The organism is Paenibacillus ferrarius (assembly GCF_002027705.1).
Lineage (GTDB): Bacteria > Bacillota > Bacilli > Paenibacillales > NBRC-103111 > Paenibacillus_E > Paenibacillus_E ferrarius.
Genome location: NZ_MBTG01000023.1, coordinates 161,524 through 183,561 on the forward strand (window position 1 = coordinate 161,524; position 22,038 = coordinate 183,561).

Annotated in this window: 22 protein-coding genes; 9 read left to right on the forward strand and 13 right to left on the reverse strand. The window is 46.7% G+C overall.

Going from position 1 to position 22,038, the window contains the following annotated elements:
* Positions 1–153 precede the first annotated feature (153 nt).
* Positions 154–1,290 (reverse strand): amidohydrolase family protein, encoded by a 1,137-nt coding sequence (locus tag BC351_RS23345; protein WP_158082202.1) that lies wholly within the window; start codon positions 1,288–1,290, stop codon positions 154–156.
* 504 nt (positions 1,291–1,794) lie between these two features.
* Between BC351_RS23345 and BC351_RS23350 the strand changes: the two genes are divergently transcribed.
* The 6 genes from BC351_RS23350 (at position 1,795) to BC351_RS23375 (ending at position 9,803) form a co-directional block, all read left to right on the forward strand.
* On the forward strand, positions 1,795–2,910 hold the full coding sequence (locus BC351_RS23350; RefSeq protein WP_079415435.1) for a YncE family protein: 1,116 nt from the start codon (positions 1,795–1,797) through the stop codon (positions 2,908–2,910).
* Between the two features lie 209 nt (positions 2,911–3,119).
* On the forward strand, positions 3,120–4,082 hold the full coding sequence (locus tag BC351_RS23355; RefSeq protein ID WP_079415437.1) for a carbohydrate ABC transporter permease: 963 nt from the start codon (positions 3,120–3,122) through the stop codon (positions 4,080–4,082).
* Complete coding sequence (locus BC351_RS23360) at positions 4,079–4,918, forward strand: carbohydrate ABC transporter permease (RefSeq protein ID WP_079415439.1); 840 nt, start codon at positions 4,079–4,081, stop codon at positions 4,916–4,918. The genes BC351_RS23355 and BC351_RS23360 overlap by 4 nt, the downstream gene beginning before the upstream one ends.
* Before the next feature lie 95 nt (positions 4,919–5,013).
* The gene (locus BC351_RS23365) at positions 5,014–6,765 is read left to right on the forward strand and encodes a cache domain-containing sensor histidine kinase (protein ID WP_079415441.1); all 1,752 of its coding nucleotides are present in this window, start codon (positions 5,014–5,016) and stop codon (positions 6,763–6,765) included.
* Positions 6,740–8,347, forward strand: coding sequence for a response regulator transcription factor (locus tag BC351_RS23370; RefSeq protein ID WP_244209155.1), 1,608 nt, complete (start codon positions 6,740–6,742; stop codon positions 8,345–8,347). Before BC351_RS23365 ends, BC351_RS23370 begins: the two co-directional genes overlap by 26 nt.
* Before the next feature lie 136 nt (positions 8,348–8,483).
* On the forward strand, positions 8,484–9,803 hold the full coding sequence (locus BC351_RS23375; RefSeq protein WP_079415445.1) for an ABC transporter substrate-binding protein: 1,320 nt from the start codon (positions 8,484–8,486) through the stop codon (positions 9,801–9,803).
* 131 nt (positions 9,804–9,934) lie between these two features.
* Here the strand turns inward: BC351_RS23375 and BC351_RS23380 are convergent, their stop codons facing one another.
* From BC351_RS23380 to BC351_RS23390, 3 genes are all read right to left on the reverse strand, one after another.
* Entirely contained in the window at positions 9,935–10,135 is a 201-nt protein-coding gene (locus BC351_RS23380) for a cold-shock protein (RefSeq protein ID WP_028555213.1), read from the reverse strand.
* A 169-nt stretch (positions 10,136–10,304) separates the two neighbouring features.
* On the reverse strand, positions 10,305–10,523 hold the full coding sequence (locus BC351_RS23385) for a helix-turn-helix domain-containing protein (RefSeq protein WP_079415447.1): 219 nt from the start codon (positions 10,521–10,523) through the stop codon (positions 10,305–10,307).
* Positions 10,524–10,539: 16 nt separating this feature from the next.
* The gene (locus BC351_RS23390) at positions 10,540–10,932 is read right to left on the reverse strand and encodes a pyrophosphohydrolase domain-containing protein (protein ID WP_079415449.1); all 393 of its coding nucleotides are present in this window, start codon (positions 10,930–10,932) and stop codon (positions 10,540–10,542) included.
* A gap of 233 nt (positions 10,933–11,165) precedes the next feature.
* Here BC351_RS23390 and BC351_RS23395 point away from each other — a divergent pair, with 233 nt between their 5' ends.
* Positions 11,166–11,912, forward strand: coding sequence for an SDR family NAD(P)-dependent oxidoreductase (locus tag BC351_RS23395; RefSeq protein WP_079415451.1), 747 nt, complete (start codon positions 11,166–11,168; stop codon positions 11,910–11,912).
* A gap of 313 nt (positions 11,913–12,225) precedes the next feature.
* Positions 12,226–12,801 carry a signal peptidase I gene (gene lepB, locus BC351_RS23400; RefSeq protein WP_079415453.1) on the forward strand — a complete coding sequence of 192 codons (576 nt, stop codon included), beginning with the start codon at positions 12,226–12,228 and terminating at the stop codon, positions 12,799–12,801.
* 115 nt (positions 12,802–12,916) lie between these two features.
* Here the strand turns inward: lepB and BC351_RS23405 are convergent, their stop codons facing one another.
* The 9 genes from BC351_RS23405 to BC351_RS23445 form a co-directional block, all read right to left on the reverse strand.
* Positions 12,917–13,237, reverse strand: coding sequence for a helix-turn-helix domain-containing protein (locus BC351_RS23405; RefSeq protein WP_079415455.1), 321 nt, complete (start codon positions 13,235–13,237; stop codon positions 12,917–12,919).
* A gap of 31 nt (positions 13,238–13,268) precedes the next feature.
* On the reverse strand, positions 13,269–13,616 hold the full coding sequence (locus BC351_RS23410) for a hypothetical protein (protein ID WP_144028503.1): 348 nt from the start codon (positions 13,614–13,616) through the stop codon (positions 13,269–13,271).
* A gap of 127 nt (positions 13,617–13,743) precedes the next feature.
* Positions 13,744–14,364, reverse strand: a complete 621-nt coding sequence (locus BC351_RS23415) for a TetR/AcrR family transcriptional regulator (protein WP_079415459.1) — start codon at positions 14,362–14,364, stop codon at positions 13,744–13,746.
* A 205-nt stretch (positions 14,365–14,569) separates the two neighbouring features.
* Positions 14,570–15,100 carry a C40 family peptidase gene (locus BC351_RS23420; RefSeq protein ID WP_079415461.1) on the reverse strand — a complete coding sequence of 177 codons (531 nt, stop codon included), beginning with the start codon at positions 15,098–15,100 and terminating at the stop codon, positions 14,570–14,572.
* 180 nt (positions 15,101–15,280) lie between these two features.
* Positions 15,281–16,453 carry a response regulator transcription factor gene (locus BC351_RS23425; protein WP_079415463.1) on the reverse strand — a complete coding sequence of 391 codons (1,173 nt, stop codon included), beginning with the start codon at positions 16,451–16,453 and terminating at the stop codon, positions 15,281–15,283.
* 2 nt (positions 16,454–16,455) lie between these two features.
* Entirely contained in the window at positions 16,456–18,285 is a 1,830-nt protein-coding gene (locus BC351_RS23430; protein WP_079415465.1) for a sensor histidine kinase, read from the reverse strand.
* Positions 18,286–18,370: 85 nt separating this feature from the next.
* On the reverse strand, positions 18,371–19,252 hold the full coding sequence (locus BC351_RS23435; RefSeq protein WP_079415467.1) for a carbohydrate ABC transporter permease: 882 nt from the start codon (positions 19,250–19,252) through the stop codon (positions 18,371–18,373).
* 16 nt (positions 19,253–19,268) lie between these two features.
* Complete coding sequence (locus BC351_RS23440; protein ID WP_079415469.1) at positions 19,269–20,159, reverse strand: carbohydrate ABC transporter permease; 891 nt, start codon at positions 20,157–20,159, stop codon at positions 19,269–19,271.
* Between the two features lie 96 nt (positions 20,160–20,255).
* A complete protein-coding gene (locus BC351_RS23445; RefSeq protein WP_079415471.1) occupies positions 20,256–21,617 on the reverse strand; it encodes an extracellular solute-binding protein in 1,362 nt (453 codons plus the stop codon).
* A gap of 204 nt (positions 21,618–21,821) precedes the next feature.
* Here BC351_RS23445 and BC351_RS23450 point away from each other — a divergent pair, with 204 nt between their 5' ends.
* A complete protein-coding gene (locus BC351_RS23450) occupies positions 21,822–22,004 on the forward strand; it encodes a hypothetical protein (protein WP_079415473.1) in 183 nt (60 codons plus the stop codon).
* The last annotated feature ends 34 nt before the right edge of the window (positions 22,005–22,038 follow it).

The window sequence follows — 22,038 nt, forward strand, 5'->3', positions numbered from 1 at the left end:
GATGAAAGGGAACTGGGTTCCGCTATTTAGCGAAATTACCGTCATAAGATGGCTAAACCAACAAAATAAGGGACTGTAGTTCCGCCTGACCTTGAATTCAGGTAGTTTTAGATGAAATAGAGGACCGTAGTTCCCTAAGTTGGTTAGCGCCCCCTATTTCACCTTGCTATAGAGTAATTTGCCCGCTTCTAATTTGTTAAGCCCAGCCATATCTCGAGAAGGGTCCTGCGTGAGAATAGCTTTCTTTTGTGTTTGGGTTGCCGGCTCCTTACGCAGGATATCATCTAGATTGGAGTAGGCTATTTGACTGATTAACGTGGGCTCATTCAAGGCATCCAAGACACGATACATCGCTTCAATCGCCGCTTCCTCACTCCCAACTCCGTAGCCAGAGTCGGTACTCAGCATAAATCTGTCAGGAAATTGCTTCATCAACGGAAGGAAATCCTCGAGTCGATTCGCACTGTCCAGATTGAGAATCGTAAAGCCTGCGAAGAAATCCATATAAACATTGGGGTATTTCTCCAGCAGCTGTTTGATATTCTCTGGTGAGTTATAAGCATTGGCATGGCCGAAAATGAAAGTTGTCTTCGGATGACTCTTCAATGCTTCCTCCAATTTATCTATAACAAAACCGTTTGGAGGATCCATATGCAGCAGAATAGGGGCTTGGTATTCTGCACATAAATCATAAATTTGCGGTAAGAAGCCATCCATAGGATCTTTGCCTTTCCACTCTACTTTGGACACCACAGGTGAGTTGTAGGAAGCAGCCACTATCTCACCAAGGCCGAAATAGCCTTGTTCGAGATTTTTTCTGATAACATCCAGACAGCTTGGATCGTGCAAATCAAAGCCGGAGAAAAAAGGCGTAAAAAAATCCGATCTTTCCGTATAAGCTTCCCAAGCATACTCATCCGTGCGGATTGCGCTATACTCGGAAACGTCACCAAAAAGAACAACTCGGTCCACCTGGTCTCGCTGCCAGACACCCTTCATCCCGGCGTACTTCTTATCACTTGCATCATGATTGTGCACGTCCGCTAAGGGGAGGGAGCCGTATTGCAGCAGCAAGTCAGCTAAGCTTTTTTTAGCTGGCGCAGCTGTTTCTATCGAATTAGGGGAAGGCGCTGGTAGAGAAGCGACCATGGAAGAAGCAACCGATTCCCCGGGCGTGGGTATAGCTGCCTTTTGCCAAAATCCAGTCGAATTGAACCCCCAAAAGCTCACTCCAATTACAACCAAAACCACGCTAATACTCGCGATAGAAATCGCTTTCATTTTAACCATGCTAGAAGTACCATCCCCAATCATTCGGTAAGTCACCCAGTATTGCAATTATTCAATTATTCAATTGTTCATTTATTTGTTCATTCATTCATTCATTCATTCGTAAGTTCATTCGTTCACTCATTCATTTATTTGTTCATTCATTTGTTCTTTCATTTGTTCATTCATTTGTTCAATCCTGCATTCACTCAAACACTAACTCATCTCATTCGCTATTTACACCATATATCACTTGCAGATTTACTCGGTTATTCAATCAACCACTTACAGACTTACTCAGTTATTCAATCAACCACTTACAGACTTACTCAGTTACTCCTTCAACCCCTCATTCAATCTTACACTCACCGTTCCCAATCACTTACTTATTCAATAATCTAATTATACCATATATTCCCTTTTGTATAACCAAAACTGCACGTCTCCTTCAGTAAAATGTTCCCAATCCCTTTTTTATCCATATAGTAATAAAGGTTCATACCTTAATGGAGGAAGGGATCTCCCATGACCAACGTCTTAAAGCGCTCTACACAACTTAAGGCGCCATCCAAGCTGCCCCAAGTCCTCGCTATTGTACCTGTCTCGACTAATGTAGGGGATATCCAAACCAATTCCGCAACTAATCGCGTGTATTATGTGCAAGGTGATAATCAAGTCGGTATTCTTAGCGGGGTTACCAACCGTGTTATACGGAATGTGAAGGTGGGGGAGGGTGCTACTTACCTTGCCGTGAACACTCGTACCAATCGGATTTATGTGACTAATTTTCGCGATCGCACGGTTTCCGTCATTGACGGCAAATTAAACCGTGTCATAGCGACCGTTTCCGTCGGACTGCGCCCTTATGGCATTGCCGTACACCGAGGCAGCAATCGCATCTATGTCGCCAATCTGGGCGGGACGATCAGCGTGATTGACGGCAGCACCAACCGTATACTGCAAACCATGAACGTCGGCGGATCACCGGCTCTCGTCTCCGTGAATGAGCGGACGAACTACATTTATGTGACGAACGTTGGGAAAAACTCTCTTCATATCGTCAACGGAAAAACGCTGCAAGTAAGCAAGACCATTAAAGTAGGCAGAAATCCTATCATTGTACCGGGTATTAACAGCACATCCAACCGTATCTATATTGCCAATAATTTAAGCCGGTTCGCTTCCTTAATTCTGGGCAATGCCCCTGAGAAGAGTATTCCTATTCAGCTCGGAAGCCTGCAAAGCGAGGTCGCTGTGAATCCGTTGACCAATCGTATTTACTTCACAAGTGCTCAGGAGGAGGGGAGAGGGAAGCTTTATGTCCTCCGCGGTGAAACCAATCGTATCTTGGAGACATTGCAGATTCCGGCCTTCTCCTCCATATTGGTCAATCCGCTCACTAATCATTATTTCATCGGAGACTTCGATAGCCGTAATTTATCGGCCTATAACGGACAGAGCAATAAGCTTCTAACCACGCTGCGCACGGGGGAATCCGCGGGAAATATGGCGCTGAACACACGAACAAACCGCGTCTACGTAGGAAATACAGCGAGCATTACGGTTGTTCAAGATTATCCGATCGCGAATAACGGTATGAGGACTCTGCCTCTTCTTGCCAAGCATGCCCGCCTAGGCTAATCGTGGTCTTGGAGGGGACAGCGCTGTCTCCTCCTTGGAGATGATGGACAAGCCACTTCAAGCGCGTGTACCTCGCCATACATAAGTTTGTAAACCGCCAATGATATTGTTCGATTGTGAATGAATTGTGTTCATTACTCTCATTTTTCAAGCGGGACTTACCTTTTATACTAAGCATATAAGCTTTAACATGAAAGGCGGTTTTCCCGATGAAGGCTGACACGAGTTTATCTTCCCACAAGCTTCCCGCAAGTAAGCTAAAAACAGCATTTACCCTGAGAGGACGCTGGGAGTCGCCATTTGCTGGTTATTTATTTATTTCCCCTTGGCTGATTGGGTTTCTGCTTCTAACCTTATGGCCGATGATTCAATCCATGTATTACTCCTTCACCAAATATACGCTGTTAGATGCACCGGAATGGATTGGCCTGCGGAATTATGAGCGCATCTTTGCTGATGACGAGCTGTTTCGCCAGTCTTTGAAAATCACGATTCTTTTCGTTGTCCTGTCTGTACCGATTAAGCTCTTCAGCGCTTTAATGGTAGCGATCCTGCTGAATAAGAAAATTAAAGGGATTTCCGTCTATCGAACGTTTATTTATTTGCCTTCCTTAATCGGAAGCAGCATTGCCGTGGCTATTCTTTGGCAAAATATTTTTGGGATTGACGGCTTCATCAATCGCTTCCTGAGCATGTTCGGCATTGACGGAGTCAGCTGGATCAGCAATCCCAAGACAGCCCTTGGCACCTTGATTATTCTGGTCGCTTGGCAGTTCGGCTCTTCCATGGTTATATTCCTGGCCGGATTAAAACAAATCCCTGCCGAGCTCTACGAAGCCTCTTCCGTAGACGGCGCTTCCAAAGTTAGACAGTTCTTTCAAATTACTTTGCCGATGCTGTCTCCCGTCTTGCTTTTTAACCTGGTGCTTCAAACGATTGGTTCCTTTCAAATGTTTACTCAGGCTTTCATTATTACGAAAGGCGGTCCCATCAACTCCACTTACATGTATGCCTTGTACCTCTATGATCGCGCTTTTTCGAGATATGAGATGGGTTATGCTTCCGCGCTGGCATGGATACTTCTTGTGGTGATTGCAATCGTGACCGCTGTCATTTTCGCCTCATCCCGCTACTGGGTATTCTACGAAACAGAAGGAGCGAAAAGAAAATGAATAAGTCGCGTACAATACGAACGCATCTTTTATTGGCCTTATTTTGCCTAGTTATGATTTATCCCATGTTATGGTGGGTCGGGGCTGCCTTCAAATCGAACGCAGAAATGAGTTCGCCTGCCCTATTCCCTAGCGTCTGGTTATGGAGCAATTTCAGCGAAGGATGGGTCGCCATTCCTAAGTTTACCTTTACGCATTTTTATCTGAACACCTTTGAACTCATTGCCGGCGTTCTGGTGACGTCCATTCTTTCCTGCAGCTTGGTTGCTTTTGGCTTCGCGCGGTTGGATTTTCCGTTGAAAAATTTCTGGTTCGCCATTCTGATGGTTACTCTAATGCTGCCAAGTCAAGTCACATTGGTGCCGCAATACATCATGTTTAACACGTGGGGATGGGTCAATACGTATCTGCCCTTCTATGTGCCGCATGCACTCGCCGGCGGTATAGGCGGCCCTTTCTTCATCTTCCTGCTGGTGCAGTTTATTCGCGGACTTCCGCGGGAGCTGGATGAATCGGCCAAAATGGACGGCTGCAGCTGGTTCGGCATCTACTGGCGAATCGTGCTGCCGCTAACGAAGCCTGCATTGGTGACCGTAGCCATCTATTGTTTCCTCTGGAATTGGGACGACTTCTTCGGACACCTGCTGTATATTAACTCTGTCAGCAAATACACCGTAGGCCTTGCTTTAAAGCTGTTCGTAGACAGCCAATCTGCCCTGCCGTGGGGACAATTGCTGGCGATGTCGCTCGTTTCCATTATCCCTTCCTTGATTTTATTTTTCATGGCGCAGCGTCATTTTGTCGATGGCATTGCCTCCGGTGCAGTGAAAGGATAGAATGAGAGACATATCATATGAAAAAGGTTGCGCTACCTGCAGCCTTTTTTCCACTTTTACCAGAAGCGATGGGGGAGGGATAAGCCCTGTTTACTATGTTCAAACGTGTTCGCATCGGACGGCTGTTCTTCGGAAGCTTTGCCGCATTCATTGCGGTTCTGCTGCTCATTTCCTCCTGGATCGGCTACAGCCTGACTTCACGGGAGTTAGCCAGCAATACAGCCAGCTATCAGCAGGATCTCTTAAATGAGTTAAACAAGCGCTTAGTGACTCAGTTGAACTCAGTTGAACAGATGTCTCTAGCCGCCTATCGGAATATTGAGACGATCGCGTTCGATCCCTTGGAGAGTGATTTATTTGAGCGAAATCGCCGTAAGGTGGATCTAATCAGCTTGCTCGCCAGCATTACCTACAGTACAACCATGGTGCAATCCATTTATTTATATATTGAACGGCCTTTTTCGACGGATGCACAAGGTCCACTGCGGGTTTATGATTTGCAAAAGGTAAAAGAAGAAGCATGGTTTCCGAGCATCCAGAATAACGATTTTGCTTGGATCGAAGAGCGAACCATTCCGACTAATTCCGGCCCGATTCCGGTGATCAGCTTCGCAAGGAAGCTGTACAATAACTCAGGAATCTACTATGGCATGCTCCTGCTCAATGTGAAATCTTCGGAGATTCAGAATTTGATCAGGGGGGAGACAGAGGGAAGAAGCAGGCTGCTTGTAGACGCCAGCGGCAGGAAAATTGCGACAATCGGCAACCCCGATCTGCAGGAGAGTGAACTGGAGAATATTAGACTGCTGAAGGAGAAATCGGGCAGTATTCATTTGACTAGCAAGCCGCAAGGGGATTCCTTGCTGGTCTGGAGCAAATCGCCCTCCAACTGGACACTCATTGAGATGACACCATGGAACACCATCATTCATGGTAGTATTCGCTTGGCGCTGATTCTCCTAACCGTCGGTCTTTCCGCCATTTTCGTTGCTTCCTTTGTTACCTTCTTCATCTCCCGGCAATTCACCACACCCATCAAGCTGCTGGTCGCTTTCATGGGCAAGCTTCCTGATCGGGGCTTTGTCGCTGACTTGCCAAGGGATTATACCAATGAGTTCGGGAATTTATTTAACGGCTACCGCAAGCAAATGGAACGAATCGAGGAGCTGCTTGAATCGTTGAAAGCTCAGCACAAACGCCAGCGCGAAGCCGAAATCAAAGCGCTCCAAGCGATGATTAATCCTCACTTTCTCTATAATACGCTCGATCAATTGAACTGGCTGGCGATTGACTCCGGCCAAGATAAGATTAGCAAGATTCTATCCTTGATGGGTAAAATGTTTCGTATCGGCCTGTCCAATGGGGAAACGTTGATTCCCATCGCGGACGAGATTACGCATGTTGAATGTTATTTGCAGATACAGCAAATTCGCTGGGGGGATCGTTTGACATTCACGATCTCTATCGATGAGGCTGCCAAGGAGCTCTATATTCCCAGACTGACCTTGCAGCCGTTCATCGAAAATGCTATTATTCATGGCTTTCATGGGAGGAAGACCGGGAATATCCGCGTGTCTGTGCATCTGCTGAATCAGGACATTCGATTCCAGATTGAAGATAACGGTGTCGGGCTGCGACCCGACTGGGATCAACCGAAGGCAAGGAAAACAGGCGGTTACGGCATGCGCAACGTGAAGGAGCGGATGGAAGCTTATTTCGGCCCTCCATACGGAATTCGCATTACAAGTACGGAAGGCACAGGGACTGAGGTTACGATCCTATTGCCGCAAATCCGAAATAAAGAAGAAGTCGAGGAGCGATATGATGTGGAAAATACTCATTATTGATGACGACTTTCAAGTGCTGGAAGGGATGAAGAAGGCGATTCCCTGGGCGTCTATTGATGCGGAGCTGGTTGGCGAAGCCAGTGACGGCGCCGAAGGGCTTGAGATGGTTCGACAAACTGAACCGGATATTATCATTACGGATATCTACATGCCGGTGATGAACGGCCTAGAAATGATTGAGAAACTGCGGGAGACTAACTTCCCCGGTGAATTGATTATCCTGAGCGGTTACACGGACTTTCAATATGCGAGGCAGGCATTGCGGCTGCAGGTGAGCGACTATTTGTCTAAGCCTGTCACCATTCAAGAGCTTGAAACGGTACTCGCCAAGGTCATCAAAGAACTCGAAGCCAAAGAAATCAAGAAAATAGAGCAGGAAGAAATCAAGAGACGCCTGCTGTTGTACGAGCCTTTTGGTCAGCAGGAATGGCTGAAATCTGTCATGACTGGCACGCTTCATAAATCAGCGGCGGCGGCGAGTATTCCCCCTTCTGAACAAAGCTATTGGCTGCACCGAAGCCATCTTGTGATGGGAATTGAGCTGATGAGTACCGTTCGTACGGCCAATTTATCCCTTATCGACTGGAACTTATTCCGCTTCGCTTTAGCCAACATCATTAGAGAGGTTTTGGCCGAGGATTGGCCGGAGTCTGACTTCATTGAGCTTCACAGCCATCATGCTGCGATTATGTTCCATATTGATGATACTATCCCTATGGAGACTGCTCTTGATCGCATCAGATCGATCGGCAATCGCATAACTGAATGTGTTCTCACTTATCTAAAGCTGACTATCCGATTAGGACTAGGACAGATTAAAGCGTCATGGCTGGAAATCTCTGATTCGACAGAGGAAGCTTTCTTGGATTTATTGCAGCAAACAGTTACCACCCCGCAGGGGAAGCTGGCTTCCGTCTCATCCGAGCTGGCGATTCGACCGATTAAGTTTTATCAAGAGCTTGCGGAAGCGATCGTCTACTCCAAAGAGGAAACTGCCGCTCAGATTGTAGAAGCTTATATTCGTCAAATACAAAGCATGTCCACCATTACACCGGCTTACTTGCAGTATTTGTGTACAGAGCTTTGGACTATTTTCGCCTACTCCTTATACAGCGTGAGCATCGTACTTGACGAGCTGTTCCCAGACATGAATCTGTCAGCAGAAATCGTTCAAATCCAAACGCCGGAGCAGCTGCAGCAATGGCTTCAGCACAAAATCCACATCATCGCCACAAGTCGTCATTGGAATGAGAATTCCAAACATAAGGATGTAGTTGAATTCATGATTCAATATGCGCATGATCATTATGCCGAGGAAATTGGCTTGGAGGATATGTCGAAGCAGTTGTATCTGTCTCGCAATTATTTGAATCAAATTTTCAAAAAAGCGACCGGAGAAACCTTCACCAACTATTTAATCCAAGTCCGGATGAAGAAGGCGCAAACCCTTCTGGCCGAAGGCAACTATCTGATCTATGAGATATCCGAGAAGGTCGGGTACAAAAATGTTCCTTATTTTAGCTCGATTTTCAAAAAGTATACAGGGGTCAGCCCCAGCGAGGTTGGGAAAAGCGGCTTATAACCGTTTGCAAGGCTGCTTGTCCCCGTATTGTGATCAAAAGTGAAAGAAGTGTGTTCATTACTCTCCTTTTTCTTCTTTTGAGTTATTTCTATAATGAAACTGTATAGATCATAAGGTAGCGAAAGGGGATTTATCAATGAAAGTGCAGATGAGACAATGGAGCATGCTTTCGATGACTGCCATAATAGCGCTGACCCTAAGTGCATGTGGTTCCGGAAATACATCAAGTACACCTGCGGCGAGCAGCCCTGCTGCAACGAAGGCGCCGGCGGCTACAGCCTCCCAGCCTGTTAAGCTGCGTATTGTATGGTGGGGCTCACAAGCAAGACACGACGCTACGCTGAAAGCGCTAGATGCCTATACCAAAAAGAATCCGAATGTCACCTTCGAACCGGAGTTTTCGGGGTTTGACGGCTATGCGGATAAACTGGCTACCCAAGCAGCTGCCAAAAATGCACCGGATATTATCCAAATGGACCCGGCTTGGCTTGCGGAATATGCTGGCAGAAATCAACTCGCAGAGCTGTCCAAAGGCATTCGCACCGAAGATATCGACAAATCTCTCGTAGATTCCGGGAAATTCAAAGATAAGCTATATGCGATCCCGCTTGGGAATAACGCTACAGGTATGATCTACAATAAAAATGCCGTTGATAAACTGGGAATCACACCACCTAAAAATAGTTGGACTTGGGATGAATACTTCCAGTTCGGCAAAGACGCCAAAGCGAAGCTGGAAAAAGACAAATATGTGTTGATGGATGCAACAAGCGATTACACAACGTATTCCTCTTATCAAATCAGTCAAGGCAAGGGTTACCCGATCACCGTCGACGGCAAATTCAACTTTGATAAAGATACCTATTTAACCTTCGTCAAGAAATATACGGAGCTTCGAACAGCCGGAGTTGTACCTCCTGCGGAGATCGCGACTACGGACAAAGAGTCTGACGCTAAGCTGGATTTAATGAACAATGACACCGTTTTGATGAAACGTACTTTTGCCGCATTATTCCCAGGCTATGAAGGAGTTAAGCCGTCTGCCTATTCCCTTGTGAGTCAGCCTAAAGGCCCGCAATCCAGCGGCTTCCTGAAGCCGTCCATGTTCTGGTCGGTCAGCGCAGATTCCAAATATGCCGAAGAGTCCAAGAAATTCATCGACTGGTTCGTGAATGACAGCGAAGCCGCAGATCTATTAACGACTACTCGAGGCGTGCCCGTCTCCAAAAAAATGTTGGAGTACTTAACACCTAAGTTAACGCCTGCTGATAAATTGCAAATTGAGCTGATCAAAACGGTTGCTCCTGACGCACAACCTTTCAACGCGGGAGCTAAAGGCTGGAGTAATTATACAGCGAAGGATTTCAAAAATATCGGCGAGAAAATTATGTTTGGCAAAATAACGCCAGAAGCTGCTTACGAAGAGCTTGTGAAGAAAGCTAAAGATTATCAATAAGAACGTGTGGATGAGGAGCCCTTCGGGGCTCCTTATTTGTATGCCGCTGCTGCCGTGGAACGCAAAAAAGAACGGCCCTCAACGAATGTTAAGAGCCGTTCTTCGAGAATGCTATTTGTGCAAGCTGGAGCTTACAGTTTTACAACGTTCTCAGCTTGTGGTCCGCGGTTGCCTTGAACTACGTTGAACTCAACGCGTTGGCCTTCGTCCAAAGATTTGAAACCTTCGCCAGTGATTGCGGAGAAATGTACGAATACATCGTTGCCGCCTTCAACTTCGATAAAGCCAAATCCTTTTTCTGCGTTAAACCATTTTACTGTTCCTACTGCCATGGGTAATACCTCCAAAGTTTTATTAACATGTCTTTTTTCTTGTTTCGAACAAAAAAATTACACATTGGAAAAGGTTTCATTTACTTAAATGATAACCCTTTGCAATACGCAATTCAGGTTTTACCTTTAAGACTATTACTACTGTACCACACAAATTTATGTAATGCAATTATCCCTCAGAGGGATTTATTGCTAAGGATAAGAGTTCCTCTCGATCCTCTATTTTTAAGGCAATTGCGAGTGCAATTACGACATCTTTCGACGGCTCAATTCGACCGTTTTCGATCGAATTGAGGATCGAGTAGCTGACGCCAGCTTTCTCTCCAAGCTTGCGAAGAGTAAGATTTTGCTGCTGTCTCAGCTCTTTTAACCTGACATGAAATTTCATGCTGCGCCTCCTCTATTTATTTATCTTGCTGCCTGCGAATTTCAGCACTAATTTTGTCGAATGGGTCCTGCCAAGATGGCGGTTTAATGGTTTTGCCAAATTCGTTCTTATGGACTAGACCGTCGGGCCATACCTTGGACATATTCGCATGATGCACAATATCAAAAACCGGTCCAGGCTCTACACCCATCTCAACTAAGGTGCCCAGAACAAAATACAACTCATCAATCATGGCATCTACTTCATCTTCCAGCGTTGCCGCTTCCTTGTACTCATTCAGTTCTTCTTGCATCCAAGCCAAACGAGCCGCTTTACGGCTTTCGGATAAGCGCTGCGGGGAAGTTCCGATCGGGTGCTGAAAGGCTTCATGAAACTTTTTAATATCCTCATAAGCATTCTTTAACGTCATTGTGATGGTTCGCTCCCTTGCGATGGTTTTCTTTTATATACCATTAATACGCGGGAGAGGTCAACAGGCCAAGCCATATTCCATGGGAAAGGATATAGGTTCCATTTTTACTTATTTTACATCGTGTACATAACTTCACATTTATACTATACTGTAAACAGGTACCCGCTTACAAACACATGGGTATTCAGTGGCTTATCATTCTAGTTTCGTAAAGAAAGGTAGGATCGAAGATGGGACGTTTAAGTGGAAAAGTAGCTATTATTACAGGGGCGGCCTTAGGCATGGGGGCTGCGGAAGCGAAGCTTTTTGCCCAAGAAGGCGCTAAAGTGGTAGGAACGGATATTAAGGATGCCGAGCTGCAGGAAGTCATTCGGGAAATTAATGAAAACGGCGGTGAAGCCATCGGATTCAAACATAACGTTGCTTCGGAAGAAGAGTGGCAGCAGATCGTCCAAGAAACGGTCAACCGCTTCGGCAAAGTGGACATCCTTGTGAACAACGCGGGAATTTCGTCGACGAAAACGATCGCGAATATCGAAATGAGCGAGTGGAATCGCGTGATGGACATCAATCTGTCAGGCTGCGTGCTGGGGATGAAATATGTTTTCCCGGAAATGCAAAAAGCCGGGGCAGGCTCCGTCATTAACATTTCCTCCATCGGCGGCATCGTCGGGATGGCCGGATCAAGCCCGTATACAGCAGCCAAAGGCGCGCTGCGCGCCTTATCGAAATCCGCCGCGGTTGAATATGCGAAACAAAACATTCGCGTCAACTCCGTCCACCCCGGCATTATCGTCACACCGATGACTGAACCGTCCATGAAGGATGCCATGCCGTATTACAAGACGTTCACACAGCTCCCATACTTCGGCAAACCGGAAGATGTCGCGTACGGCGTCCTATTCCTTGCTTCCGATGAATCGCGTTTCATGACGGGATCAGAGCTTGTCATTGATGGTGGCTGGACTGCTTTGTAAGGATTTGACCAACTGCTTCCATGAATGAACGAGAGGCCGCCCCTAATTAGGTATTTCCGCTTGGGGGCGGCCTCTTCGGCAGGCTCAGCTTGCATTTTCCAATTAGCAATATACACTAATTACAAATATGTTAATGTGAAGTTGATCACTAACTAGATAAGCATATTGAATTTGATTGATCTCTTCTAAAAGTAGATGTATCAAATATCTCCATTCAAAATCTCAGTGAATAGCATAATAAAGCTAGACTGTATGTAAGCTCCCTTCCCTTCGGACCTTTCTTGCAGTCTTTGCTTTTTGGGGAGGAATTAGAATGAAACGACTGCTGTTTACAGCTCTTCTAGTCATATTACTCTCATCATGCTCTGAAAAAGTAGTAGATGATAAAATCACTACTGAAGCGATTTCTAAAGTACCGCCAGAGATTGGTACAACAATTAGCCCAATGAGTGATGCTATGGACCGTGGTCAACATGATTTATCTAGAAATGTTGTTGTAGACGTTTCACACTATAAAACCCACTCAGTGGCAAGAGGGGACATTGTTTGCTATGAAGATAATATCGTCTCAAGGGTAGTTGGGCTTCCAAATGAAAAAATAAAAATAAGTAATGGACAAATTTATATTGGTGGAGCAAAATTGGATGCATTTTATGGGTCGGCTCATATTCGAGGCTATGATTATGAACATTTCAAAGGTAGTGACTTGGAGGAAAAAGCAAAAGAAACTCTTATCGAAGAGATTTTCAAAAAAGGCATGAAAGAGATTACGGTCGGCTCTAACGAAGTTTTCGTAATAGGTGACGATTGGTCTAGAAGCAATAATTCTACATTTCGAAGCTTAGCTATGAAAGATTTGCGTGGTAAGGTTGTTGGAGTTAGTAAATAGGTGCGCAGATTTCTTAGCCACTATCTCCAGGCTTTGGAAGCAGTTAACATTTCATGTTAATTTTTGTTGTGATAATGAAGTTCGCAACCCAATATTTATACCAACAAAAAAAGAGTTAATATTTTAAGGCCAGTTCCGTTCCTGCAGCATCTTCACGATAACCAGGATTTATTTGTGCCAGACCAAGTGCCCGAAATACTTTGTTGATTGTTCCCATCTTCACACCATCATAAGCTGCTTCGATCTGAGAAATACGCGGTTGAGTAGTACCCGCTGCTTCAGCAAGTTCTTTTTGACTCCAACCTAACTGAATACGTCTGGCCATTACAAGATCGCCAATAATTACAGAAAAGGAATTCAAATATTCTCGTACTTCTGGGATCTCCTTAGCCTCTTTCAAAAAATCGGCGTAATCCTGTCCTAATTTTTTAGTCACAGTGAATCACCCTTTCATAAATTAATGTATTTCATCGGATCGGTGTAGAAATTAGGGAGCATTGTTTCCGTTTCTTGGACCGCAGTATCAAAATCAGCAGAAGACCTTGCTTGTTTAAGTACAGAACGTGTGAACACGAGAATCTGCTGCCCTTCGTGCACATGGACAAAGAATATGGCACGAAATGCCCCGTATCCTTGCCTATATCAACCGCATCTGGAATTCCATGATTGCTCGCAAAATTCAATGCACGTGTAATTCGGGGCAATATCCAAAGCGCATCTTGATCGCCGGACTGCGCTTGAGCCTTGAGTATGTTCAAGTGATTTAGTACAGGCTTTTGACCGTCTTCATCCAAAGCAAATTCAATTGTTGCCACGATTATACCATGCGCGATATGAATTATCAAATAATTTAGCGCAATTCCTTTTCTATTTATAAGAAATATCGGAACGGGATCTACCTACACAGCCCCGCTCCCCCTGAAACATATTCTCTCCCCCAAATTATATCCGACTTTTTCTCTCAGGAATTTGCTTGTAAGGTCCTCGGATGGAGAGGTTCATCAGATGCGCGGCAATCTCCTCTTCCGAATAAGGCATATTGTTCGCGACCCACCAGATAATGACCTCCAGAAATGCGGATTCCACGTACTTGACGACGATTTCCCTTGTCGCTGTTAAATTGCGGTCATCCGGTTCTGTGAAATCGACGCCCTTGGAAATAAACTCATGAATGACCTCAAGCAAGGCGGAAGCGAAATAAGGCACTCGATTTCTAACCAGCAAGGCATAATAGAGGTTGAAATTTTGGGCAATTTGATGAAACAGCCGAACAAAGCTTGGATGCGCTTGTCCGCTCAGCATATCGAATTGGTCGGGATCATCTGCATCAGCAACAAACAGGTGCCCTCTGAGATCTTCCAATATCTCATTCATATACTGCTGGGCTAATGCTTGCTTATCATCAAAATGCAAATAGAATGTCGCCCGCTTCACGGTTGCGCGTTCGGAAATATCCTGCACGGTAATTTGCTCGAAATCCCGTTCTTCCATCAATTCAATCAGCGCTTTACGAAGAAGCAGATGCGTGCGTATAACTCGGGGATCCTTTTTTTTAACTTCCATTTCAGTAATCCTTATCTATCCAAAGTAGGGATGTTCAGACATCCTGTTAGCGTCATTATACCTTTTTCAGGTAACGTGGTACATCCCTCGATCATTTGCAGCTCATCGAGCCTCGCAAACAACAAAAAAGCCCACCATACGAATATGATGAGCTCCCTGCTTCCCTACCTTCTTGCCTTAGGCAAGGATTTCGTGATGGATGAAATTATAGATGACGTCCAGTAATGAATCTATCTTTCCAATAGCCTGTGTTCATATCACGAATGACGACACCCGAACTTGTCGTGTTGCTGATGAACTTCCCGTTTCCTATATAAATGCCGACGTGATTGATCCTACCCGGTTTGCTCACGCTGAACATAACCAGATCGCCTTTTTGCAGGTTTGCCTTACTTTTCACAACTGTCCCTACCTGCGTTTGTGCGCTGGAGCCCCAGGGAATGGTGATGCCGTTCTGGCTGAATACCATTTGTGTAAAAGCAGAACAGTCCAGGATGAGTCGTTTGGTATCTCTGACGCCAAAGCCGTATCGGACCTTGCCGATATAGGATTGCGCCGTCCGTACAATACTGTCTGCTTTGCTGGAGCTTATGGCATTCGCAGCAGCGGTTGTGTCGACAGTCGCAGCTTGAGCGGCAGGCGGATTCAGGAACATGGTCCCCGATGTTAATAAGGATAAACTTAGGCTGATCCCCACTAACGATTTGCTAAGGCGGTTCTTCTTCATTGCTTGCATGATTGGATGTCCTCCTTCATGGATCGTGTGTGATGGTCGGGGTATTTCCCCTGGAACTACCATATCACACCTGAACCTCCCGGGATTTACCAGGAAGTGAAGAAAGACCCGCCAAGCCTAGCGTTGACGGCCAACCTTAAAATTCCATGAGAATTTCCTTTGCGTCAATCCCTTGACGACTCAAACCATCTGTGTATGCTCCTGACGGTAATCCGAAGGCGTTACGCCATACTTCTTGCGGAATACCTGCGAGAAGTGCCGCATGTCTTGGTAGCCAATGCGTTCGGCGACATCAGCCAACTTCAACTTGGGATTCAGCAGCAGCTGTTTCGCCTGCTCCAGGCGAAGATGCGTAACATATTCCTTAAAGCCTTGCCCCGTCTTCTGCTTGAAAAGCTGGCTGAAATAGACGGGGTTCAGGTAGACGATAGAGGCCACCTTCTCCAGGGACAGATCGGCCTGATAATGCGTGCGCATATACTGGAGCGCAACTTCAATCGAGCGATCGCTGCCGCTGGCATGGTGCTCATAGACCTGCGTCGTGGATGCCTGACGCATGCGCTGCACCTCGGCCGGCACAGCCTGGAACTGCTCGATCAGCTCCGTGTTCATGATTTGAAAGGGAACCTTCAAATATTTCACTAGATGGCTGCGCAGCTCATCGACCAGTTGATTCACGCTGGCACCGCTCGGCAAGGTGACGAGGCCCAGCAGGCTCTTGTTGTCGTGCACGGTCACGAAGCCCTTGCCATAGCGCTCGATCAGCTCCTGAAGAACATTCTCAATGATGTAATTCTCGAGAAAGACCGGCTTGTCGCTCTCCATTTTGACCATGATCAGGTGGAAATACGGGTGCTGTTCCATGAAAGGCCCCATATCAATGCGGCCGGTATCCAAGCCTTGCGCGAATCGCTGGAAGACGGCTTCCTGCAAATATTTGCGATTCGCCTTCAGCAGCTCGGCATCTTCGATCAGCTCTGTCTCGCGTGCGATTTCTTCGCTCAGCTTCCCGATCATATCGCCGAGAACCTCTTTGCCAATCGGCTTCAGCAAGTAATCCTTCGCTCCTAGCCGTACAGCCTCTTGCGCATAGGAAAACTCCGAATACGCGGAGATGACCACCCATTTCACATGCGGGTGACGGGTACGCGACATATTCATGAACTCTAGGCCTGTCATGCCCGGCATGAGGATATCGGTAAGTACAATTTGAATACGGTGGCTGCGGAGCAGGGCTATAGCTTGCTCCGCATTCGCGGCCAGATGGATATTATGCTCTGGAAAGCGGTTCTGAAGCGTACGCTGAATGCCTTCCCGAATGACCGTTTCATCATCTACGATGAGAATGTCCATGGTTACACGCCTTTCCGGGGGAGCGGCATCGCAATCGTAACGGTCGTGCCCTCCCCTTGTTTACTATGAATACGGAGTCCGTAGGTTTCTCCGAACATTAAAACGATCCGCCTGTGAACATTGGTAAGCCCAATGCCCCGTCTGGTTTTCACGTCGGTGGCCGGTGTCATCTTTTCCAACTGAAGGGCAGCCATTTTCTGACCATCATTCTCGGTTGATTCTGCTGCCAGCATGGCCTGCATCTGACGCAGCGCACTCTCTTCGATGCCAACACCATTATCAGCAATAATAATGCGCAGCTCATACTCGCAGAGTTCTGTTGAGACTTGAAGAGTCCCTGGTCGATCCAGCGGCTCGAGGCCATATTTGACGGCGTTCTCGATGATCGGCTGCAGCGTCATCTTCGGCAGCACGACATCCAGACATTCCGGATCAATGTGCAGCTCCGTACTCACTCTGCCTTCAAGCCGATTCTCAATAATCGTCATGTAGTGCCGCATCTGATCCAGCTCCTGTCTCAGCGTCGTCTTAGAGGCCTCCTGCCAGTCGCTGCTGTACCGGAACATGTGGGATAGGGCCAAGATCACTCTGCCCAATCGATCGTTCTCACGCTCATCCAGCATCCAGTAGATCATATCCAACGTATTGTAGAGGAAATGCGGATTGACCTGCGACTGCAGCGCTTGCAGCTCGGCGTTCTTCTCGCTCATGGAGGACAGCGTGATACGCTCAATGAGCTCATCCATCCGATTCACCATGCGATTGAACGAGGAAACCAAGGAATTGATTTCCTCGAACGATTTGACCGTCACAGAGCCTTTGAAATTCCCCATCTCCACTTGCTTCATCTCGCGAATGAGCAGTTTGAGCGGTGAAGCAATATTTCGGGACACGATGCTCGCCAGCACGGTCGAAAGCAGAATCAATACAAGAATGACGACATATAGATACTCCCGTGTTTTCACGACCTCTGCGTTGATGTCGCTTTTGGGCGTCAAGCCAAAAACCGTCCAATCCGACATCTTCGCCTTCGCGGCGACAATGAGCTGACCCGTCCTGTCGTCCACGATGATCTCACTGGCTTGCGGACGCGGCAGTCCGTCGAATGACGGCATACTCACCTTCTCGCTTGCCGTCGAGGCAATCATCCTGTCTTCCCGGTCCACAATGTAGACCTGACTGTTCGGGCTGATCGTGACGTTGGAGAGTGCAGCCAGAATCGGCTGCGGATTCGTTTCAATCAGCATGACCCCAATCATCCGATGGTCCGATAAGTCGTAAAGCTTGCGGCCGAAGACGAACAGCGTATCCTTTTGAAACCGGTTGATGACAGAACCTTTATAGAGACCCAGCCACACCATTTCTCCCGAAGAATCCATCAGCTTCTTATACCACTCCGAAGTGGCGTAATCCGTATCAATGACACTGTCAAACCCGCGTTCATAGTTATAGTTTTTACCTGCATTGGTCACCACATGTATCCCTACGATGTCATCGCGCGAGTAATATATAGCGCCAATAATATTCGTAATCGTTCGCTCATTAATAATGCTGACGGTCTCATCCCTGCTCGAATCCCGCTCCTGGATGAGCCTGAGCATTTCGTAGTTGCTGTTAAGGGACTTGGTAATGCTGTCATACCCTTGAAGCAGCAAATCAAATAAACCCACCGTTTGGGAAATGTTTTTCTCTGCCAAATCACTGATTTTACTATGGATAATGTCCGTCGTTTTCTTGTAATAAACCACGCTCACCAGGAGCACGAGAACTAACATACAGGAGATAAAGAGTAAAAACAGCCGATTATGAATGGAATGCAGTCCCCGTGTCACTGGATCGTCGTTCCCCTTTCCGTCAGTAGCTACTGGCTATTTTACCAAGACCGCCTCCGAAATAGCAAAAAAGAGAGGGGTGAAGTTAACCCTTCACCGCTCCCGCTACCATACCTTTTGTAATTTTATCAGCTAATAAGAAATAAATAATGATGACGGGCAATGCGCCCAGAACGAGGAATGCACCAATGGCTCCGTAGTTGACCGAATACTGACTCACGAAGCTGTTGACCCCGAAAGGCAGCGTCTTGAGCCGCTCGGATGAGATAAACGTCGCCGCGAGGATGTACTCGTTCCATATATTAATGAAAGTTAAAATACAGACCGTCATCATCGGCGGTATCGATATCGGCAGAATGATGCTCCAGAAGATCCGGAAAACCCCCGCGCCATCCATGACAGCGGACTCCTCGATTTCAGCCGGAATGGATTTCATGAATCCACTTAGGATGAACACCGCTATCGGCGTTTGGAATGCAATATAAGGCAGAATGATCGAGAGATGCGTGTTCAGCGCGTGCAAATTTTTGAAAATAATCATAAGCGGCAGCAGCGTCGCTTGCAGCGGCACCATCATCCCGATCAGGAAAATCACCATGACCAGTTGGCCATATTTCCATTTGAACCGTGCAATCGCGAAGGAGGCCAAGGAGCCCAGCAGAATCACACAGACCATCGTCACGGATGTGACGAACAAACTATTTTTCAAGTATTGAAAGTAATGTCCCGCATCGATGGCAGCGGAGAAGTTGCTCCACTGCAGGGCGTGCGGCAGGGCGAAAAATTTGCCCGACAAAATTTCTTCATTCGTTTTCAACGAATAGATAAAGAGCCAAAGCAGTGGATATACTTGCGTAACCACGAGCAGTGAAAGAAATCCGACGACGATAATTTTGACGAAAGAGAGGCGTTTGCGTCTCCGAATTGTTGCAGGTTTAGCCGCAGCTATCTCCCTTGCCGTTTGCATGGCGACACTCCCCTCCTCATGAAAATCTTTTCTCTAGTTTGTTGAAAATCGTATTGATAACAACCGTTGCGATTAGGCACAAACCAACCAAGAAGGCGGCAATCGCGCTTCCGTAGCCATATTTCATGGACAGGAATGACATGTTGTACATATGCGTCGAGATCACATCAGTTGCATGCGCCGGGCCGCCTGCGGTCATAACCATGACCATGTCGAAAGCTTGCAGGGAGCCGATGAAGGCGAGGACGATCGATATTTTGAAAATCGGAATATTCATAGGGAAGGTAATATGCCAGTCGGCTTTAAGCCCCTCTGCACCGTCAATCCGGGCTGCCTCATAAATATCAGCAGGGATGTTCTGAATGCCGGTAAACTGGATCAATGTATGATAACCAAGGTACTGCCACAGTGCCACGAAGTAGAGCGAGTACATCGCAATCTTGGGTTCTGTCAGCCACGAATGGGTCCAGCTGTGCAAGTTCAGCATGTCTAACACTTGATTCAGCATGCCCCCCATAGCGGCAGGGTTATAGATCGTTTTCCACAATTGACCGATGATAACAACGGATAAAATAACCGGTAAAAAGTAACTCGAAACGAGAAAATTCGGTTTTTTGATAAAACGGTTAAGCAGCATCGCCACGCCTAAAGCGACTGGAATTTCAGCCATGGAAAACACGGCAAACATCAATGTACGGCGAACAGACGGCCAGAACACGGGGTCTGCGAAAAGCAAAGTGTGAAAATTCTTAAACCCGACGAATGTGGAATCGCCGATCCCATTCCAATCCAGTAGTCCGCTGTAAAGCGATACGAGAATCGGGACAAAAACGAGACTGACATAAATAATCAAACACGGCAGTACAAACATGGCAATCGTCCACTTGGAGACTCTTAACACATTCACTAGGCTCGCCTCCTTCATGGCATATACCAATCGGAATTTACCCTCAGCCCCACTCGCGGCGCTCAGGATAAATTCCGATTTGGCTGCTAATTCATCTTATTTTTTGTTGGTGTCGTAAGCTGTTTGGTGTTCTTTCCCTACTTCAGCAGGATCTTTCTTCTGTACGAAGAGGTTTTGGATGCTAGTTAAGTGACCTTGTGCAGTTCCTGGGTTCATCGTGTTGTCGAATGCCAAGTCGCCGCCTTTTACTTGTTTGAACAAGCCAAGCACTTCCATCGCCATGTCGGAGTAACCAGCTGCTTTGAAGTCGCCGTCTACTTTTTGTGCGATACCTACTGCGCCTTTAACTGCGAAAGCTTCTTTAGGGAAGTTAAGCATGAAGAAGTTCAAGAAATCTTTGGTTTCTTTCAAATGTTTGCTGTTTGCAGAGATTGCGAACGCGCTGCCTGGTGCCAACATGAACTCATCTGGGTTGCCTTTGCCTTTAACTGTTGGGAATTTGAATACGCCCACTTTACCGTTAACGGAAGAAGTTTCGATACCGCCTGTTGCCCAGCTGCCCATGTAGTACATAGCTGCTTTGCCTGTTTTGAACAAGTTTTCACCTGCGTTGTAGTCAAAAGATGTTGCGCCTTCTTGGAATGCGCCAGCTTGGATCAAATCTTCAAAGCTACTGACTGCGTCTGTGAAAGCTGGATCTGCGAAAGTCTTTTTGCCGTCAACAACCGCTTGCAGGAAGCCAGGTCCGCCGTTCGTGCGAAGCAAGACGTTCATGAACAAGAAGGAACCGGTCCATGAATCTTTCTCACCGATGGCCATTGGCTGAATGCCTTTGCCTTTCAGCGTTTTGACAGCTGCAACCATTTCTTCGAATGTTTTTGGTACTTCAACGCCAGCTTGTTTGAACAAGTCTTTGTTGTAGTAAACAAGTCCGATGTTGTTGCCGTCTGGAAGCGCGTAGATGTTCTTGTCGAACGTGTACCAGTCAAGGATACCGTCTTGGAACGTTGCTTTCAGGCCGTTTTGCTCAACCATATCGTTCAGCGGAGCGAAAAGCTTAGCATCAACGAAAGGTTTCATTTGCGCCGCTGGATTCACGATCGTGATATCCGGAACTTCTTTGGAAGCCGCTTGCGTTTTCAATTTCAGCTTTTGTTGATCCGTGTTCAAGGAATCAAGCTCGATTTTGATGTTCGGATTTTTCGTTTGGTAGTCGTTGACGATTTTCTTCAACATCCCGTTTTTCGGGTCCGTTGGATCGGGATATATGTTTTGGAACGTGATCGTGATGTTCTCTTTTTTCTCTACTGTGCTGGTCGTAGCCGCCGGTGTTGCTGCTGCTTTGGCATCTGGTGTTGCTGTGCTCGTGCTTGTACCGCTGCCTGAACCACATGCTGTTAAGCTGATTGCCAGTAAGCTTGCGCCGATAACTTGAAGACCTTTATATTTTTTTACCAATGTGAATCCCCCTCGTTTGTTTGGTGATCTTGATGTCCTTATTATTGCGCAAGAATGGGAGTGCTTACAATGTGGGAACTATAGGTTTGATGTTTACTTTTTATAGGTATATGGAAAATGGCTAGGCGAGGAGGTTATTCCTTCCAGATGGGTGGGAGCTTCATATGGGGATCTGGTGGCTGAAAGGCGGGCTCAGTTGACGGTTTGGCGGGCGGGCTTATTGAGCCTGCCAAAATAGCAGGCTCAGTCGACGATACGGCGGGGGTGCTCGCTGAGACTGCCAAAAAAGCAGGCTCAACTGCGAAAGTCGGGCATTTCTCGCCTTTTTCACGTCGAGACTGCCTGAATGGCGGGCTCAGCCGCGAATACAGCGGCAGTGCTTGCTGAGCCTGCTAAAAAAGCAGGCTCACCACCAGAAACC

Coding starts and splice junctions, on each gene's coding strand:
- BC351_RS23345 (WP_158082202.1), bottom strand. CDS start 1,290: ATGGTTAAAATGAAAGCGATTTCTATCGCGAGTATTAGCGTGGTTTTG.
- BC351_RS23350 (WP_079415435.1), top strand. CDS start 1,795: ATGACCAACGTCTTAAAGCGCTCTACACAACTTAAGGCGCCATCCAAG.
- BC351_RS23355 (WP_079415437.1), top strand. CDS start 3,120: ATGAAGGCTGACACGAGTTTATCTTCCCACAAGCTTCCCGCAAGTAAG.
- BC351_RS23360 (WP_079415439.1), top strand. CDS start 4,079: ATGAATAAGTCGCGTACAATACGAACGCATCTTTTATTGGCCTTATTT.
- BC351_RS23365 (WP_079415441.1), top strand. CDS start 5,014: ATGTTCAAACGTGTTCGCATCGGACGGCTGTTCTTCGGAAGCTTTGCC.
- BC351_RS23370 (WP_244209155.1), top strand. CDS start 6,740: ATGATGTGGAAAATACTCATTATTGATGACGACTTTCAAGTGCTGGAA.
- BC351_RS23375 (WP_079415445.1), top strand. CDS start 8,484: ATGAAAGTGCAGATGAGACAATGGAGCATGCTTTCGATGACTGCCATA.
- BC351_RS23380 (WP_028555213.1), bottom strand. CDS start 10,135: ATGGCAGTAGGAACAGTAAAATGGTTTAACGCAGAAAAAGGATTTGGC.
- BC351_RS23385 (WP_079415447.1), bottom strand. CDS start 10,523: ATGAAATTTCATGTCAGGTTAAAAGAGCTGAGACAGCAGCAAAATCTT.
- BC351_RS23390 (WP_079415449.1), bottom strand. CDS start 10,932: ATGACGTTAAAGAATGCTTATGAGGATATTAAAAAGTTTCATGAAGCC.
- BC351_RS23395 (WP_079415451.1), top strand. CDS start 11,166: ATGGGACGTTTAAGTGGAAAAGTAGCTATTATTACAGGGGCGGCCTTA.
- lepB (WP_079415453.1), top strand. CDS start 12,226: ATGAAACGACTGCTGTTTACAGCTCTTCTAGTCATATTACTCTCATCA.
- BC351_RS23415 (WP_079415459.1), bottom strand. CDS start 14,364: ATGGAAGTTAAAAAAAAGGATCCCCGAGTTATACGCACGCATCTGCTT.
- BC351_RS23420 (WP_079415461.1), bottom strand. CDS start 15,100: ATGCAAGCAATGAAGAAGAACCGCCTTAGCAAATCGTTAGTGGGGATC.
- BC351_RS23425 (WP_079415463.1), bottom strand. CDS start 16,453: ATGGACATTCTCATCGTAGATGATGAAACGGTCATTCGGGAAGGCATT.
- BC351_RS23435 (WP_079415467.1), bottom strand. CDS start 19,252: ATGCAAACGGCAAGGGAGATAGCTGCGGCTAAACCTGCAACAATTCGG.